14 protein-coding genes are annotated in these 14,159 nt (G+C 73.3%); 3 read left to right on the top strand and 11 right to left on the bottom strand.

The window, feature by feature from the left end; translation table 11 throughout:
- Nucleotides 1–120: 120 nt before the first annotated feature.
- The 11 genes from B9O00_RS32310 to B9O00_RS03330 all read right to left on the bottom strand — a co-directional run bounded on the left by B9O00_RS32310 (nucleotide 121) and on the right by B9O00_RS03330 (nucleotide 10,506).
- Complete coding sequence (locus B9O00_RS32310) at nucleotides 121–468, bottom strand: endonuclease domain-containing protein (protein WP_089229539.1); 348 nt, start codon at nucleotides 466–468, stop codon at nucleotides 121–123.
- Nucleotides 469–579: 111 nt separating this feature from the next.
- Nucleotides 580–1,896, bottom strand: a complete 1,317-nt coding sequence (locus B9O00_RS03285) for a bifunctional folylpolyglutamate synthase/dihydrofolate synthase (RefSeq protein WP_089229540.1) — start codon at nucleotides 1,894–1,896, stop codon at nucleotides 580–582.
- A complete protein-coding gene (gene accD, locus B9O00_RS03290) occupies nucleotides 1,880–2,941 on the bottom strand; it encodes an acetyl-CoA carboxylase, carboxyltransferase subunit beta (protein ID WP_085120976.1) in 1,062 nt (353 codons plus the stop codon). Before accD ends, B9O00_RS03285 begins: the two co-directional genes overlap by 17 nt.
- The gene (gene trpA / locus B9O00_RS03295; RefSeq protein ID WP_200808377.1) at nucleotides 2,938–3,825 is read right to left on the bottom strand and encodes a tryptophan synthase subunit alpha; all 888 of its coding nucleotides are present in this window, start codon (nucleotides 3,823–3,825) and stop codon (nucleotides 2,938–2,940) included. Before trpA ends, accD begins: the two co-directional genes overlap by 4 nt.
- A complete protein-coding gene (gene trpB, locus B9O00_RS03300; RefSeq protein WP_085120977.1) occupies nucleotides 3,822–5,042 on the bottom strand; it encodes a tryptophan synthase subunit beta in 1,221 nt (406 codons plus the stop codon). Before trpB ends, trpA begins: the two co-directional genes overlap by 4 nt.
- Before the next feature lie 101 nt (nucleotides 5,043–5,143).
- Nucleotides 5,144–5,791, bottom strand: coding sequence for a phosphoribosylanthranilate isomerase (locus B9O00_RS03305; RefSeq protein ID WP_085120978.1), 648 nt, complete (start codon nucleotides 5,789–5,791; stop codon nucleotides 5,144–5,146).
- Nucleotides 5,792–5,940: 149 nt separating this feature from the next.
- Nucleotides 5,941–6,609: a hypothetical protein gene (locus tag B9O00_RS03310; protein WP_085120979.1), complete on the bottom strand. Its 669-nt coding sequence runs from the start codon at nucleotides 6,607–6,609 to the stop codon at nucleotides 5,941–5,943.
- 115 nt (nucleotides 6,610–6,724) lie between these two features.
- Nucleotides 6,725–7,570, bottom strand: a complete 846-nt coding sequence (locus B9O00_RS03315) for a hypothetical protein (RefSeq protein ID WP_085120980.1) — start codon at nucleotides 7,568–7,570, stop codon at nucleotides 6,725–6,727.
- 94 nt (nucleotides 7,571–7,664) lie between these two features.
- Nucleotides 7,665–8,420 (bottom strand): orotidine-5'-phosphate decarboxylase, encoded by a 756-nt coding sequence (gene pyrF, locus B9O00_RS03320; RefSeq protein ID WP_085120981.1) that lies wholly within the window; start codon nucleotides 8,418–8,420, stop codon nucleotides 7,665–7,667.
- A gap of 141 nt (nucleotides 8,421–8,561) precedes the next feature.
- Nucleotides 8,562–9,185, bottom strand: a complete 624-nt coding sequence (locus tag B9O00_RS32315; RefSeq protein ID WP_143596132.1) for a hypothetical protein — start codon at nucleotides 9,183–9,185, stop codon at nucleotides 8,562–8,564.
- A gap of 208 nt (nucleotides 9,186–9,393) precedes the next feature.
- Complete coding sequence (locus tag B9O00_RS03330; RefSeq protein ID WP_085120983.1) at nucleotides 9,394–10,506, bottom strand: FAD-dependent oxidoreductase; 1,113 nt, start codon at nucleotides 10,504–10,506, stop codon at nucleotides 9,394–9,396.
- 237 nt (nucleotides 10,507–10,743) lie between these two features.
- Between B9O00_RS03330 and hpnI the strand changes: the two genes are divergently transcribed.
- The 3 genes from hpnI to hpnK are packed head-to-tail and all read left to right on the top strand — an operon-like array spanning nucleotide 10,744 to nucleotide 14,155.
- Nucleotides 10,744–11,949, top strand: a complete 1,206-nt coding sequence (gene hpnI, locus B9O00_RS03335) for a bacteriohopanetetrol glucosamine biosynthesis glycosyltransferase HpnI (RefSeq protein ID WP_159460078.1) — start codon at nucleotides 10,744–10,746, stop codon at nucleotides 11,947–11,949.
- Nucleotides 11,946–13,370 (top strand): hopanoid biosynthesis associated radical SAM protein HpnJ, encoded by a 1,425-nt coding sequence (gene hpnJ / locus B9O00_RS03340; protein ID WP_200808378.1) that lies wholly within the window; start codon nucleotides 11,946–11,948, stop codon nucleotides 13,368–13,370. Before hpnI ends, hpnJ begins: the two co-directional genes overlap by 4 nt.
- Before the next feature lie 8 nt (nucleotides 13,371–13,378).
- A complete protein-coding gene (gene hpnK / locus B9O00_RS03345; protein WP_235017035.1) occupies nucleotides 13,379–14,155 on the top strand; it encodes a hopanoid biosynthesis-associated protein HpnK in 777 nt (258 codons plus the stop codon).
- The last annotated feature ends 4 nt before the right edge of the window (nucleotides 14,156–14,159 follow it).

A 14,159-nucleotide genomic window follows, 5' to 3' on the forward strand; every position in this document is an offset into this window, starting at 1 on the left:
ATCGGGCGGAAGGTGCGTTTGCTGCATAATGCCGGCTTTTGGGCAGCGCCATATCTCACCTCTCCCTCAGGGAGAGGTCGAAACGCGTGAGCGTTTCGGGTGAGGGGCGGCACGGGCCTGTCAGCGGCCCTCCAACGCCTCCGCGATCGCCGTGAGCACCCCCTCCATGTTCTCGATCACCTCGTGGTTCCAGAACCGGACGACGCGAAAGCCCTCCGACTGCAGGTAGCGGGCCCGGCGTTCGTCGGCCTCGACATCGCCGGCGTGCTGGCCGCCGTCGAGCTCGACGACCAGTCCGGCCTGCAGGCAGGCGAAGTCGACGACGAAGGGCCCGAGCGGGTGCTGGCGCCGGACCTTGGCGGCGCCGAGCTGGCCCCGGCGCAGGCGGTACCACAGGCGCCGCTCCACCATCGTGGCGTCTCGGCGCAGGCGACGGGCGGTGTCGACGCTCTGTCCCGGAGCCGGCATCCTCGGCTGCTCCTCGGCCGTTGCCCTCACCCGGGTCGGCAGCGCCGATCCGACCTCTCCCGCAAGCGGGAGAGGTGATCTTAGCGCTCTGGCAACGATGCCGTCAGGATTCTACCCGTTCTGCCGCAGCACCTGGCCGGCGAGGTAGAGCGAGCCGCAGATCAGGATGCGCGACGGCGGGCCGCCGGCGGAGACGATGGCGCGCAGGGCCGCCTCGAGCGACTCCGCGGGTTCCGCCGTCATGCCGCAGGCGCGGGCGTGGGCGGTCGCCTCCGCGGCGCTGAGCGTCGCCGGCTCGCCGGGGATGGCGACGCCCTTGAGGTCGGCGGCGTGGGGCGCGAGCGGCCTGAGGAAGCCCTCGGCGGCCTTGGTGTTGAGCATGCCGTAGACCAGGTGCAGCGGCCGGTCGGCCCAGTCGGCGAAGGAGGCGGCCAGGACCTCGCCGGCGGCGGCGTTGTGGCCGCCGTCGAGCCAGAGCTCCCAGCCGTCGGGCAGCGCCTCGGCCAGCGGCCCCCGGGTCAGCCGCTGCAGGCGCGCCGGCCAGACGACGCCGGTCAGGCCGCGCCGCCGCGCCGCCGGCGAGGGCGCGAGGGCGCCGAGCGTGCCGGCCAGCACCAGGGCGGTCACGGCGTTGTCGACCTGGTGGCCGCCGCGCAGGGCCGGCCGCGGCCAGTCGCTGCGTCCGGCCAGGGGACCTTCCGGCGGCCCGAACAGCGCGAAGCCCTCCGGCGTCGGCTCGCTGCGCCAGTGCCGCTGCACAACGGTCAGCGGCGCGCCGATCGCCGCGGCCCGGCGCTCGATCGTCTCCAGCACGACCGGCGGCTGGGGGCCGATCACGCCGGACACGCCGGGCTTCAGGATGCCGGCCTTCTCGAAGGCGATCGCCGCCAGCGTGTCGCCCAGGTACTGCATGTGGTCGAGGGAGATCGGCGTGATGCAGGTCGCCAGCGGCCGCTCGATCACGTTGGTCGCGTCGAGCCGGCCGCCGAGGCCGACCTCGAGCAGCAGGACGTCGGCCGGCTCGCGGCTGAAGGCCAGGAAGGCCGCCGCGGTGGTGATCTCGAAGAAGGTGATCGGCGCGCCGCCGTTGGCCGCCTCGCACTCCTCGAGCAGGGCGGTCAGGTCGGCCTCGGAGATCAGGCCCCCGGCGAGGCGGATGCGCTCGTGGAAGCGCGCCAGGTGCGGCGAGGTGTAGACCTGGACGCGCCGCCCGTCGGCCTCGAGCATCGCGCGCAGGTAGGCGATGAGCGAGCCCTTGCCGTTGGTGCCGGCGACGTGGACGACCGGCGGCAGGCGGCGCTCCGGATGGCCGAGGCGCGCCAGCAGCCGCTCGATGCGGCCGAGCGACAGGTCGATGACCTTGGGATGGAGCGCGAGCAGGCGGGCCAGGACGCGGTCGCTGGCGGCCGGCTCACTCGGCGGGGTCACGCTCCGGCTCGTCCTTGGCAGGAGTCTTGGTCTTCGCGGCCGCCGGCTTGTCCGAGGCCCTGGCCGCCTCGCCCGCCTCGCCCTTCGCCTCGCCGGCGGGCTCGCCGACCAGGCGCGGCGTGGCCTCCTGGCGAGCCTTGGCCTCGCCGGCCTCGTCGCCGGCGGACGGGCGCAGCGGCACGACCTCGGCCTCCGGCCGGCGCTCGCCGAGCAGGCGCAGGATCCGGCCCAGGGTCTCGGGCAGGTCCTTGCGCTCGACGACCATGTCGACCATGCCGTGGTCGAGCAGGTACTCGGCGCGCTGGAAGCCCTCGGGCAGGGTCTCGCGGATCGTCTCCTCGATGACCCGCGCGCCGGCGAAGCCGATGACCGCGCCCGGCTCGGCGATGTGGATGTCGCCGAGCATGGCGAAGGAGGCGGTGACACCGCCGGTCGTCGGGTCGGTCAGCAGGACGATGTAGGGCAGGCCCTTGTCCTTGACCATCTCGACGGCGACGGTGCTGCGCGGCATCTGCATCAGGGACAGGATGCCCTCCTGCATGCGCGCGCCGCCGGAGGCCGGCACGGCGATGAGGGCCGCCTCCTGGGCGATCGCCAGCTTGGCCGCGGCGAGCAGGCCCTCGCCGACCGCGATGCCCATCGAGCCGCCCATGAAGGAGAAGTCGAAGGCGGCGACCACCGCCTTCCTGCCGCCGATCGTGCCGTGCGCGACCAGCAGGGCGTCCTGCCGGCCGGTCGCCGAGCGGCTGCGCCGCAGGCGCTCGCTGTAGCGCTCGCGGTCGCGGAAGCGCAGCGGGTCGGCGATCGTCTCGGGCAGCTCGATCAGGCTGTAGTCGCCCTCGTCGAACAGCAGCTCCAGGCGGCGCTTGGCGCCGATCCGCATGTGGTGCCCGCAGCTCGGGCAGACGCGCAGGCTGGCCTCGAGCTCGCGGTGGAAGATCATCTGGCCGCAGGCCGGGCACTTTTCCCAGAGGTTGTCGGGGATGTCGGTGCGGCTGACCAGCGCCCGGATCTTCGGCCGGACGTAGTTGGTGATCCAGTTCATCGGGGCTGGCGCCTCCCGGCCCGGACGCCCTCGGCGAGGCTGCGGACCAGGCCGTGGACCGCCGCCGCGAGGCCCGGCTTGGCCCGGTTCTCCTCGTCGAGGTTGCCGCGCACGACGTCGACGATCGCCGAGCCGACGACGGCGGCGTCGGCCGCGCGGGCGATCTCAGCGGCCTGCTCCGGCGTCCTGATGCCGAAGCCGACGGCGATCGGCAGGTCGGTATGGCGCTTGAGCCGCTGGACCGCCTTCTCGACCTCGACGGCGGCGGCCGAGCGGGTGCCGGTGATGCCCATGATCGCGACGTAGTAGACGAAGCCGCCGGTGCGCGACAGCACGACCGGCAGGCGCGCGTCGTCGGTCGTCGGGGTCGCTAGGCGGATCCAGTCGAGCCCGGCCTCGCGCGCCGGCAGGCAGAGCTCGGCGTCCTCCTCGGGCGGCAGGTCGACGATGATCAGGCCGTCGACGCCGGCCCCCACCGCCTCGGCCAGGAAGCGGTCGACGCCCATCGCGTAGATCGGGTTGTAGTAGCCCATCAGCACGATCGGCGTGTCGGCGTCGCCTTCGCGGAAGCGGCGGACCAGGTCGAGCGTCTTGCGCAGGGTCATGCCGGCCTTGAGGGCGCGCAGGCCGGCGGCCTGGATCGCCGGGCCGTCGGCCATCGGATCGGAGAAGGGCATGCCCAGCTCGATCACGTCGGCGCCGGCCGCCGGCAGGCCCTTGAGGATCTCGAAGGCGCTGTCGGGATCGGGATCGCCGGCGGTGACGAAGGTGACCAGGCCGGCGCGGCCCTCGCGCTTCAAGGCGGCGAAGCGACGGCCGAGGCGCGTCCCGGCGCGCTGCGCGCTGCCGCCGTCGGCGCCGTTCACGGACAGGGTGGCGGTCACAGCTCGACCCCCAGGATCTTGGCGACCGAGAAGACGTCCTTGTCGCCGCGGCCGCAGAGGTTGACGACCAGCACGTGGTCCTTCGGCAGCTCCGGGGCCAGCTTGGCGACCTGGGCCAGGGCGTGGCTCGGTTCCAGGGCCGGAATGATCCCTTCCAGGCGCGTGCAGAGCTGGAAGGCGTCGAGCGCCTCGCGGTCGGTGATCGCGACGTAGTCGACGCGGCCGGTGTCGTGCAGCCAGGCGTGCTCGGGACCGATGCCCGGATAGTCGAGGCCGGCCGAGATCGAGTAGGCGTCGATGATCTGGCCGTCGTCGGTCTGCAGCAGGTAGGTGCGGTTGCCGTGCAGCACCCCGGGCCGGCCGCCGTTCAGCGAGGCCGCGTGCTCGCCGGTCTCGATGCCGTGGCCGGCCGCCTCGACGCCGACCATCCTGACGCTCGGCTCGTCGAGGAAGGGATGGAACAGGCCCATGGCATTGGAGCCGCCGCCGATCGAGGCGACCAGGGTGTCGGGCAGGCGGCCCGGGCCCTCGAACTCGGCGAGCTGCTCGCGCACCTCGCGGCCGATCACCGACTGGAAGTCGCGGACCATCGCCGGATAGGGGTGCGGGCCGGCCACCGTGCCGATGATGTAGAAGGTGCTCTCGACGTTGGCGACCCAGTCGCGCAGGGCGTCGTTCATCGCATCCTTCAGGGTCCCGGTGCCGCTGGTCACCGGCACGACCTCGGCGCCGAGCAGCTTCATGCGGAACACGTTGGGCGCCTGCCGCTCGATGTCGGTGGCGCCCATGTAGACGACGCAGGGCAGGTTGAAGCGGGCGCAGACCGTGGCGGTCGCGACGCCGTGCTGGCCGGCTCCGGTCTCCGCGATGATCCGGGTCTTGCCCATGCGTCTGGCCAGCAGGATCTGGCCGAGGGTGTTGTTGATCTTGTGCGCGCCGGTGTGGTTGAGCTCGTCGCGCTTGAAGTAGACCTTGGCGCCGCCGAGGTGCTCGGTCAGGCGCTCGGCGAAGTAGAGCGGGCTCGGCCGGCCGATGTAGTGCTTGGCGTACCAGTCGAACTCCTCCTGGAAGCTCGGATCCTGGCGCGCCGCGGCATAGGCCTTCTCGACCTCGAGGATCAGCGGCATCAGCGTCTCGGCGACGAAGCGGCCGCCGTAGATGCCGAAGTGCCCGGTCTCGTCGGGGCCGGAACGGTAGGTGTTGAGGGACTGGGTCATCGCCTTTCGGGGGGCTCCTTCGCTCAAGCGGCGGCACTCTGCAACAAAGCGCCCCGGCAAGCAACGCGAGCGGCCGGCGGAACGGCGCCCCCGGGGTGCCCTCAGAGGCTGCGCGCGAGCTCCAGAAAGGCGGCGATGCGCGCCGGATCCTTGACGCCCGGCGCCGATTCGACGCCCGAGGAGACGTCGACCGCCGGGGCGCCGCTGATCGTGACCGCCTCCTCCAGGTTCTCGGCCTTGAGGCCGCCGGACAGCATCCAGGGCTTCGGCCAGCGCCGGCCGGCGAGCAGCGTCCAGTCGAACGACAGGGCGTTGCCGCCGGGCAGCGCGCCGGCCATCGACTTCGGCGCCTTGGCATCGAACAGCAGCCGGTCGGCCACCGGGGCGTAGGCCTCGACGACCTCCAGGTCCTCGCGACGGGCGACCTTGATCGCCTTCATCACCGGCCGGCCGAAACGGCCGCGGATCTCGGCGACGCGCTTCGGTGGCTCGTCGCCGTGCAGCTGCAGCAGCTCGAGCGGCACCGCCGCCAGCACCCGTTCCAGCAGGGCGTCGTCCGGGTCGACGAACAGGCCGACGCGGCCGAGCCCCGGCGGCGCCTCGCCGGCCAGGCTCGCGGCCTGCTCGACGGTCACCGCGCGCGGGCTCGGCGGGAAGAAGACGAAGCCGACCCAGCGCGCGCCGCCGCGGGCCGCGGCGGCCAGCGCGGCACGGTCGGAGACCCCGCAGATCTTGCTTTCGAGCGCCATGACGCTTCAGGTAGCGGCGCCGGGCCCGCTTGTCCAGCCGATGCGGCGGGCGAAGACCACGGCGAAGCCGGCCTGCAGCACCGCGACCCCGAGCAGGGCGAGAGCCGGCAGCGCCAGGGCGATCAGCAGGCGCTGGGACCCGACGTAGGTCAGGCCGTGGCTGATCCGGCTGACCAGCAGCAGCGCGAGCAGGAAGAGCGCGAGGCCGAGCAGGGCGACCGCCAGGTTGGCCGGCCAGCTGCCGCGCGCGACCGCCCACAGCGTGGCGCCGCGGCCGGCAGCAAGGGCGCCAGGACGGCCAGCAGCAGGCAGACCGGCAGCCCGGCCAGCAGCAGCCGGCCGAGGAAGGGGCCCGGCGCGACCGTGCCGAGCAGGAACAGCATCGGATGCCAGTTCGCGAAGGGCAGGCGCAGGACCAGCAGCACGAGGCCGGCCGCCAGCACCGCCGGCAGGCCGGCCAGCGCGCAGCGCAGCTCGGCCCGGTCGAAGCGGGGCAGCGCCGCGATCGGCTGGCCGGTCAGCAGGCCGCGCGACACGCCGGTCGCGAAGCCGACCAGCATCCAGAGGCAGGCGAGATCGCCGGCGAGCAGCAGCAGCGGCCAGAGGAAGACGCTGCCGGGGCGGTCGGCGAGGTAGACGAGGTCGTCGCGGAACAGCAGCCACAGCACGCCGAGCAGGTAGGCCGGCAGCCCGACCCACAGCAACCTCGGGGCGCGTCGCAGCAGCAGCAGCAGCAGGACCGCCTGGATCGCCCGGAGCGGCGCGACGAAGACCAGCGCCCGGCGTTCCAGGTAGCGCTGCCAGTCCAGTTCGGGCACCGCCCCCGATCCCCTCAAGCCCGTTGCTCGCCCCCGGTGGTACCGGGATCCCCTCTCTTCTATCCAGCGCGCGGGAGTCGCGTCCAGCGGACAGCGGCCGGCCGGTCTCGGGCGATCAGGCGGCAGGCGACGGCGCTCTTGGCGGCGCTCCGACGCAGCGGCCGAGCGCCGCCGCGGCGACCAGCGCCGCGAACATGCCGAGCGCCAGGTTGATCGCCTGTGCGGCGGCGAGGCCGGGCACCGGCGAGCCGAGCAGGCCCGACAGCGGCAGCACGACGATCATGTTGAACAGGCCGCCGAACAGCACCAGGCCGATCAGGGTCAGCACCAGCGCGATCAGCGTGCCGGCATTGCCGGCGCTGGCCGACCAGGCCCGGCCGGGCCCGAAGCCCGGGCCGAGCGCCGCCGCCGGCAGGGCCAGCCAGACGCGGGCGAAGGGGTAGAGGCAGAGCGCCCCGGCCAGGGCCAGCGCCTGCAGGGCGCCGGCCATCATGCCCATCATGTCGCCGCCGGCCGGCCCGGAGGCGCCGATCCCGAAGACCAGGCTGAGGAACACGGCGACCGTGACGAAGCCGATCCAGAACAGCAGCAGGTAGCCGAAGTAGCGCCAGTCGGCGCGGCGCCAGACCGGCAGGTAGCCGTCGACCCGGCCCCACAGCGCCAGCCGGGTCACCGAGACGGCGAGCCAGACGCCGAGGTAGACGCTGACCAGGAAGGCGATCGGCCCGAGGCCGCCGAACAGCTGGCCGAGGCCCTGGCTCGGCGCTGTGAAGAGATTGACCGTCTGCACCGCGAAGGCGATCAGCAGCGGCGCCAGCAGCAGGCGGCCGATCTCGGTCTGCTGGCGGCGCAGCAGGCCCAGCGCGTCCTGCATGACCTCGCGATAGCTCAGCCGGGGCTGGCCGCCAGCCGGGCGCGGCGCCACCCGGCTCCAGTCGATGTCTTCCCCCTTGCCGGCCATCCGAGCCCCTCCGCAGATCCTGCCGCCTCTCATCTGGCGACCGGACGCGTCCTGTTCCAGCACCTTCGGCCCGTGCTGTCTCTTCCCGGTCCGGTCAGGCCAGCTCGCCGGCGATCCGCCGGGCGGCCGCCGCGGGATCCTCGGCGCCGGTGATCGGCCGGCCGATGACCAGCAGGTCGGCGCCGGCCTCGATCGCCCGGGCCGGCGTCATCACCCGCTTCTGGTCGCCGCTCGCCGACCAGGCCGGCCGGATGCCCGGCACGACGAGCCGGAAGTCGGCGCCGCAGGCCGCGCGCAGCGGGACGATCTCGCGCGGCGAGCAGACCACGCCGTCGAGACCGCAGTCCTGGGCCAGCCGCGCCAGGCGCAGGACCTGGCTCTCCGTCGGGCCCTCCTGGCCGACCGCGGCGAGGTCGGCGTCGTCGAGGCTGGTCAGCACCGTCACGGCGATCAGCCAGGGCCGTTCGCACTCCAGGTCCTCGGACGCCTCGCGCACCGCCTCGACCGCCGCCTTGAGCATCGCCGGCCCGCCCGAGGCGTGGACGTTGACGACGCGCGGCCGCAGGTGCATCGCCGCGCGCAGGGCGCCGGCCACGGTGTTCGGGATGTCGTGGAACTTGAGGTCGAGGAACAGCGGCTCGCCGCCGACCGCGGCGCGCACGCCGTCCGGGCCCTGGGCGGTGAACAGCTCTTTGCCGACCTTGAAGCCGCCGACGCTGCCGCGCAGCGTCGCGACCAGCTGGCCGGCCCGCTCCAGCTCCTGGGTGTCGAGGGCGACGAAGATCCGCTCGGTCGGCGACAGCCCGGTTTCACCGGCCGGGGTCGAGGCCGTGGCGCTGGCCTGGCTCATGGCGTGGACTCCCCTGCGAGATGCCGAGAGGCAGTACACGAGAGGGGCGCGCCGGGCAATTCCGGAAGCGGGCGAGGCCGGCGACCGGGGACGGCGGCGGGTCGACCGCCCGGTCCCGGCGGACCGCGCCGTCAGGCCCCCCTACCGCGAGGCGCTCTCGCTCTCGGACCTCTCGGCGTTCGCGAGGTCGGAGACTTCGGCCGCTTCGCTGCGGTCGACCGAGACGCTCAAGGTGCCGCTGGCCGCCAGGTTGCTGTTCACCGCCATCACCGTGTCCGTGGTCAGCGCCTTGTTGGCCGCCTTGGCGAGCGCCGCCGCAGCCTCCGTGAGGTCGCCCCGGTTCAGGGCGGCGGCGTAGTCGGCGAGCTGGCCGACCACCGAGTTGGACGACGCGTTCGCAAGCGCCTCCGGCGCGGCGTGCGAGGCGTTGAGCGAGCCGAGATCGGCCGCCGCGCGGCCCCTGTCGCTGCCGAGACCGTGAGATCCCGCGGCGCCGTGGCCGCTCGCCGCGCCGGCGCCCTGTCCCGCGCCGTCGCCGTTGGCACCGTTGCCACCGCCGTTACCGCCGCCATTCCCGCCACCGGCACCGCCGCCACCGCCACCGCCACCGCCACCGCCACCGCCACCGCCACCGCCACCGCCCGCGGCGAGGACCGTCCCGGCCTTGATGGTCAAGCCCTGCCAATCGAAGTTCAGCGGGGCGAGCACAAGCGCCAGCGCAAGGGCGCCCGTGGACGCGAGCAACCGGATTCTGCCGTCGCGCATGATCGTTCTCTCCCGACTCCTGCCGCCCGCGCCGGCCCGCCATCCGCCTCTCCGGCGGTGGGTCGGCCACCCCCAGACTCCATCTCCGCGCCGCGAATCGGTCGGCGCCCTGGCGACATTGCGGAGGATTTGCGCCGGCGCCCGCCGATCGCCGGCCGGGCGCGCGGGAACCGGAACGTGGCTGCCCGGCGGTTCCGCCGGCGGCTTGCTAGGCGGCGGCCGGGACCTCGCCCCGCGCCCAGGCCTCGAAGTCGGCGCCGCCGAGCCCGCCGGTCGCGGCCTCGGCGAGCCGCTCGCCCATCAGGGCGGCGAACTTGAACATGTGGCCGCTGCAGCCGGCGACCGCGACCAGCCGGTCCCGGGCCAGCGGCAGGAAGCGCTCGCCGTCCGGGCTGAGCGCATAGCGGCAGACCTTGCCGCCGAGCAGGCGGTAGTCGTCGAAGTCGGCGAGCAGCGGACGGAACGGCTCGAAGACCGCCGCCGGCTCGTCGGCGCCGAGCGGCGCCGCGCCGTCGGGATCGGCCGGCCGGCGCAGCTCGCCGCGGCCGAACTTGAGGCGCGTGCCGTCGAGCGGCGGCGCGCAGTAGGCCGAGGGGCCCGAGGCCAGGTGGGTCAGGGCCGGCGCCCGCCGCCAGGCCTCGGCGAGGCGGGCCGGCGGCTCGACGAAGGCGACGATCTGGCGCATCGGCCGCTGTCCGGCAAGCTCGGGCAGCAGCTTGCCGGCCCAGGCGCCGCCGGCGACGACCAGCGCGTCGGCCTGCTCCCGGCCGCCGTCGGCGAGCTCCAGGCGGCCGGTTCCGGCATCCAGCGCGACGACCCGGCTGTCCGGACGCAGGGCCACGCCCTGGCCGCGCAGCCAGTCCGCCAGGCCGCCGACGATCCGGTCGGCGAAGAGCACGCCGCCGAGCGGCGAATAGAGCGCCCAGACCCCGCTCTGCCAGCGGAAATAGGGGAAGCGCTCGGCCAGCGCCGGCCCCTCGACCCGCTCGCAGGGAATGCCCAGCGCCCGGAAGCTGCGCTCGCTCGCCTCCGCGAAGCCGTCTCCGGGCAGGCCGAGCGCCAGGGCGCCGTTCGGCGCCAGATGGCGGCGGCCGAGCGTATCCCAGAGCCGCTGCCAGGCCTCGAGCGCCGCCGGCACCAGCGCCGCGTAGCCGTCCAGCGCACCGTAGTGCGGCCGGATCAGCCGGTGCTCGTCGAACGAGGCACCGAGCGGATTCGGTATCGCGCCCTGATCGAGGACCAGGACCTCGTGCCCCCGGCGCGTCAGAGCCCAGGCTGCCGACAGGCCGACGGCCCCGGCACCGACCACGGCGACTTTCATGAACTACCTCCCCGTGAAGTGCAGTGCAGCAAGCTACCCGCTCCGCCGCGCCGAGGGAATCCTCCGGCGGCCGCGCGCAGGCGGTGCCCCGGAAGGACGCGTCAGGAGGTCGCAGCGCCGTCGGCGGTATGCCGAAGAAACCATACAATGCTGTAAGGAGGCGCCCGGCGAGTCGCCGGTGCCTACCGCCGGCCGGGCCGCTGGCCTATAGTGGCGGCCTGCCTGTGGATGACCGGAATGGCTCACTACCTGGTGCAACCTCTGGTGATGCTGTCGGTCGGCGCGGCCGTCTGTTCGCTTGCCTACGTGCTGGCGGCGATTGTCTGCGTCCGCCGCTTCGGGCGCCGCGGCGTCGGCCGCCCCGGCGCCTGCCCGCCGGTCTCGGTCCTGAAGCCGCTCTGCGGGCTGGAGCCGGGCGGCTACGAGAATCTCCGCTCCTTCTGCTGCCAGGACTATCCGGCCTATCAGGTGCTGTTCGGCGTGCGCGACGCCGACGACCCGGTGATCCCGCTGGTCGAGCGGCTGATCGCCGAGCTGCCGGAGCGCGACCTGCAGCTGGTCGTCGCCCCCCGGACGATCGGTCCGAACCTGAAGGTCAGCAACCTCGCCAACGTCTATCCGCTGGCGAAGCACGACCTCCTGGTCATCGCGGACAGCGACATGCACGTCGGTCCCGGCTACCTGGCCGCCGTGGTCGCCGCCTTCGAGGCGCCGCGGGTCGGCGCCGTCACCTGCCTCTATCACGCCAGGCCGGCGGGCGGCCTGTGGTCGCGCCTGGCCAGCCTGTCGATCAACGAGTGGTTCCTGCCCTCCGCCCTGGTCGGCGCCGCCCTGTCGCCGGTGCGCCACTGCTTCGGCGCGACCATGGCGGTGCGCCGCGAGGTGCTGGAGCAGATCGGCGGCTTCCCGCGGCTCGCCCACTACCTGGCCGACGACTTCTACCTGGGCCATTTCGCCGCCGCCCACGGCCACGAGGTCCGGCTGTCGCGCTACCTCGTCGAGAACGTGGTGCGCGAGCCCAGCTTCGGCGCGCTGTTCAGCCACGAGCTGCGCTGGTCGCGCACCGTGCGCTCGGTCAAGCCGACCGGCTTCGCCTTGTCCTTCCTGATCTACCCGATCACCCTGGCGCTGCTGGCCGACCTGGCCGGCGCCCTGCTGCCGGGACCGCTGCCGGCCGGCCTCTCGCTGGCCCTGCCGGCACTGACCCTGCTGGCGCTGGCACTTCGCCTCGGCCTGCACTATGTGGTGCGCAGCGCCCTCGGCATTCCCGGTGTCGGCAGGCCCTGGCTGATCCCGGTCCGGGACCTGCTCGGCTTCGCCGTCTGGGCCGCCGGGCTGTTCGGACAGGGTGTCGTCTGGAAGGGGCGGGCCTTCTCCGTCGACGGGCACGGCCAGCTGGTCGAGCCCAAGGAAAACACACAAGCGGTGGTCTCCAAGCCATGATGAAGACGCTGTTCCTCAACCCGCCGTCGTTCGACGGCTTCGACGGCGGCGCCGGCTCGCGCTACCAGGCGCGGCGCGAGGTGCGCTCCTTCTGGTACCCGACCTGGCTGGCCCAGCCGGCCGCCCTGGTTCCGGACAGCAAGCTGATCGACGCGCCGGCGCGCGACCTGTCGCTCGAGCAGATCCTGCCCCAGGCCAAGGACTTCGAGCTGCTGGTGCTGCACACCTCGACGCCGTCCTTCGCCTCGGACGTCAAGGTCGCCGAGGCCTTCAAGAAGGCCAACCCGACCCTGATGATCGGCCTGGTCGGCGCCCACGTCGCGGTCTCGCCGGAGCCTTCCGTGCTGGCCTCGGAGGCGATCGACTTCGTCGGCCGCGCCGAGTTCGACTACACGATCAAGGAGGTCGCCGAGGGCCGCCCGCTCGCCGAGATCGACGGGCTCAGCTACAAGGTCGACGGCAAGGCGGTGCACAACCCCGAGCGCGCGATCATCCACGACATGGACGCGCTGCCCTTCGTCACCGAGGTCTACAAGCGCGACCTGGTGATCGAGGACTACTTCATCGGCTACCTGCAGCACCCCTACCTGTCGCTCTATACCGGCCGGGGCTGCAAGTCGCGCTGCACCTTCTGCCTCTGGCCGCAGACCATCGGCGGCCACCGCTACCGGACGCGCAGCCCGGAAAGCGTGGTCGAGGAGATCGCGCTGGCGAAGAAGCTGTTCCCGCAGGTCAAGGAGTTCTTCTTCGACGACGACACCTTCACCGACGACCTGCCGCGCGTCGAGGAGATCGCCCGCGGGCTCGGCAGGCTGGGCGTCACCTGGTCCTGCAACGCCAAGGCCAACGTGCCCTACGAGACGCTGAAGGTGATGCGCGACAACGGCCTGCGCCTGCTGCTGGTCGGCTTCGAGAGCGGCAACCAGCAGATCCTGCACAACATCAGGAAGGGCATGCGCCTGGAGTTCGCCCGGCGCTTCAGCGCCGACTGCCGCAAGCTCGGCATCACGATCCACGGCACCTTCATCATCGGCCTGCCCGGCGAGACGCAGGAGACGATCGAGGAGACGATCCGCTTCGCCAAGGAGATCAACCCCCACACGATCCAGGTCTCGCTGGCCGCGGCCTATCCGGGGACCGAGCTCTACCGCCAGGCCAAGGAGAACGGCTGGCTGGTCGACGAGGGCCACAGCCTGATCAGCGACCACGGCCTGCAGGTCAGCGCGCTGGAGTACCCGCAGCTGTCGCGCCAGGAGATCTTCGACGCGCTCGCCGTCTTCTACAAGCGCTTCTACTTCCGGCCGCGCAAGATCGCCGAGATCACCGGCGAGATGCTGCGCAGCCGCGAGATGATGGTGCGGCGCCTGCGCGAGGGCGTGGAGTTCTTCCACTTCCTGCGCGAGCGGGAGAACCAGGCCTGACGGCGCTGATCGTCACCGCGGACGATTTCGGTCTCAGCGAGGCGGTCAACGAAGCCGTCGAGCGCGGCCATCGCGACGGCATCCTGAGCGCCGCGAGCCTGATGGTCGCCGAGCCCGCGGCGGCCGACGCGGTGGCGCGGGCCAGGCGGCTGCCGTCGCTGAGGGTCGGCCTGCACGTCGTCGCCGTCGACGGCGCGCCGCTGCTGCCGCCGGAGCAGGTGCCGGCCCTGGTCGGGACGGACGGGCGTTTCCCGACCAACCTGGCGGGCGCCGGCGTCCGGATCTTCTTCGACCCGGCGGCGCGGCGCCAGCTGAAGGCCGAGGTGCGGGCCCAGTTCGAGGCCTTCGCCGCGACCGGCCTGCCGCTCGACCACGTCAACGCCCACCACCACTACCACCTGCATCCGACCCTGCTGGCGACGATCCTGGAGGTCGGACGCTCGTTCGGCATGAAGGCCCTGCGGCTGCCCGCCGAGCCCTCGGGCCCGGTCTTCCTGCGCCCCTGGATCGCCCTGATGCGCCGCCGCCTGCGGCGCGCCGGCCTCGCCCACAACGACTGGCTGCTCGGCCTCTCGGCGACCGGCCGCATGACCGAGGCGACGACCCTCGAGCTGATCGGCCGGGTGCCGCGGCAGGGCGTCTCTGAGCTCTATTTCCATCCGGTCGCCGAGCGGCCCGGCAGCGCAGGCGAGCTCGAGCTGCGCGCCCTGACCGCGCCGGCGGTGGCGGCGGCGCTTGCGCGCGCCGGCCTGCAGCCGGCAGGCTTCGCCGAGCTGGCCGGCTGAGCGG

The organism is Tistlia consotensis USBA 355 (genome assembly GCF_900177295.1).
In the GTDB taxonomy this organism is placed as follows: Bacteria; Pseudomonadota; Alphaproteobacteria; order Kiloniellales; family DSM-21159; genus Tistlia; species Tistlia consotensis.

Bases quoted from the DNA above. Each gene is read 5' to 3' on its own strand.
- B9O00_RS32310 (WP_089229539.1), bottom strand. From the start codon at position 468: ATGCCGGCTCCGGGACAGAGCGTCGACACCGCCCGTCGCCTGCGCCGA.
- accD (WP_085120976.1), bottom strand. From the start codon at position 2,941: ATGAACTGGATCACCAACTACGTCCGGCCGAAGATCCGGGCGCTGGTC.
- trpB (WP_085120977.1), bottom strand. From the start codon at position 5,042: ATGACCCAGTCCCTCAACACCTACCGTTCCGGCCCCGACGAGACCGGG.
- pyrF (WP_085120981.1), bottom strand. From the start codon at position 8,420: ATGAGCCAGGCCAGCGCCACGGCCTCGACCCCGGCCGGTGAAACCGGG.
- B9O00_RS32315 (WP_143596132.1), bottom strand. From the start codon at position 9,185: ATGCGCGACGGCAGAATCCGGTTGCTCGCGTCCACGGGCGCCCTTGCG.
- B9O00_RS03305 (WP_085120978.1), bottom strand. From the start codon at position 5,791: ATGGCGCTCGAAAGCAAGATCTGCGGGGTCTCCGACCGTGCCGCGCTG.
- B9O00_RS03315 (WP_085120980.1), bottom strand. From the start codon at position 7,570: ATGGCCGGCAAGGGGGAAGACATCGACTGGAGCCGGGTGGCGCCGCGC.
- hpnI (WP_159460078.1), top strand. From the start codon at position 10,744: ATGGCTCACTACCTGGTGCAACCTCTGGTGATGCTGTCGGTCGGCGCG.
- hpnJ (WP_200808378.1), top strand. From the start codon at position 11,946: ATGATGAAGACGCTGTTCCTCAACCCGCCGTCGTTCGACGGCTTCGAC.
- B9O00_RS03330 (WP_085120983.1), bottom strand. From the start codon at position 10,506: ATGAAAGTCGCCGTGGTCGGTGCCGGGGCCGTCGGCCTGTCGGCAGCC.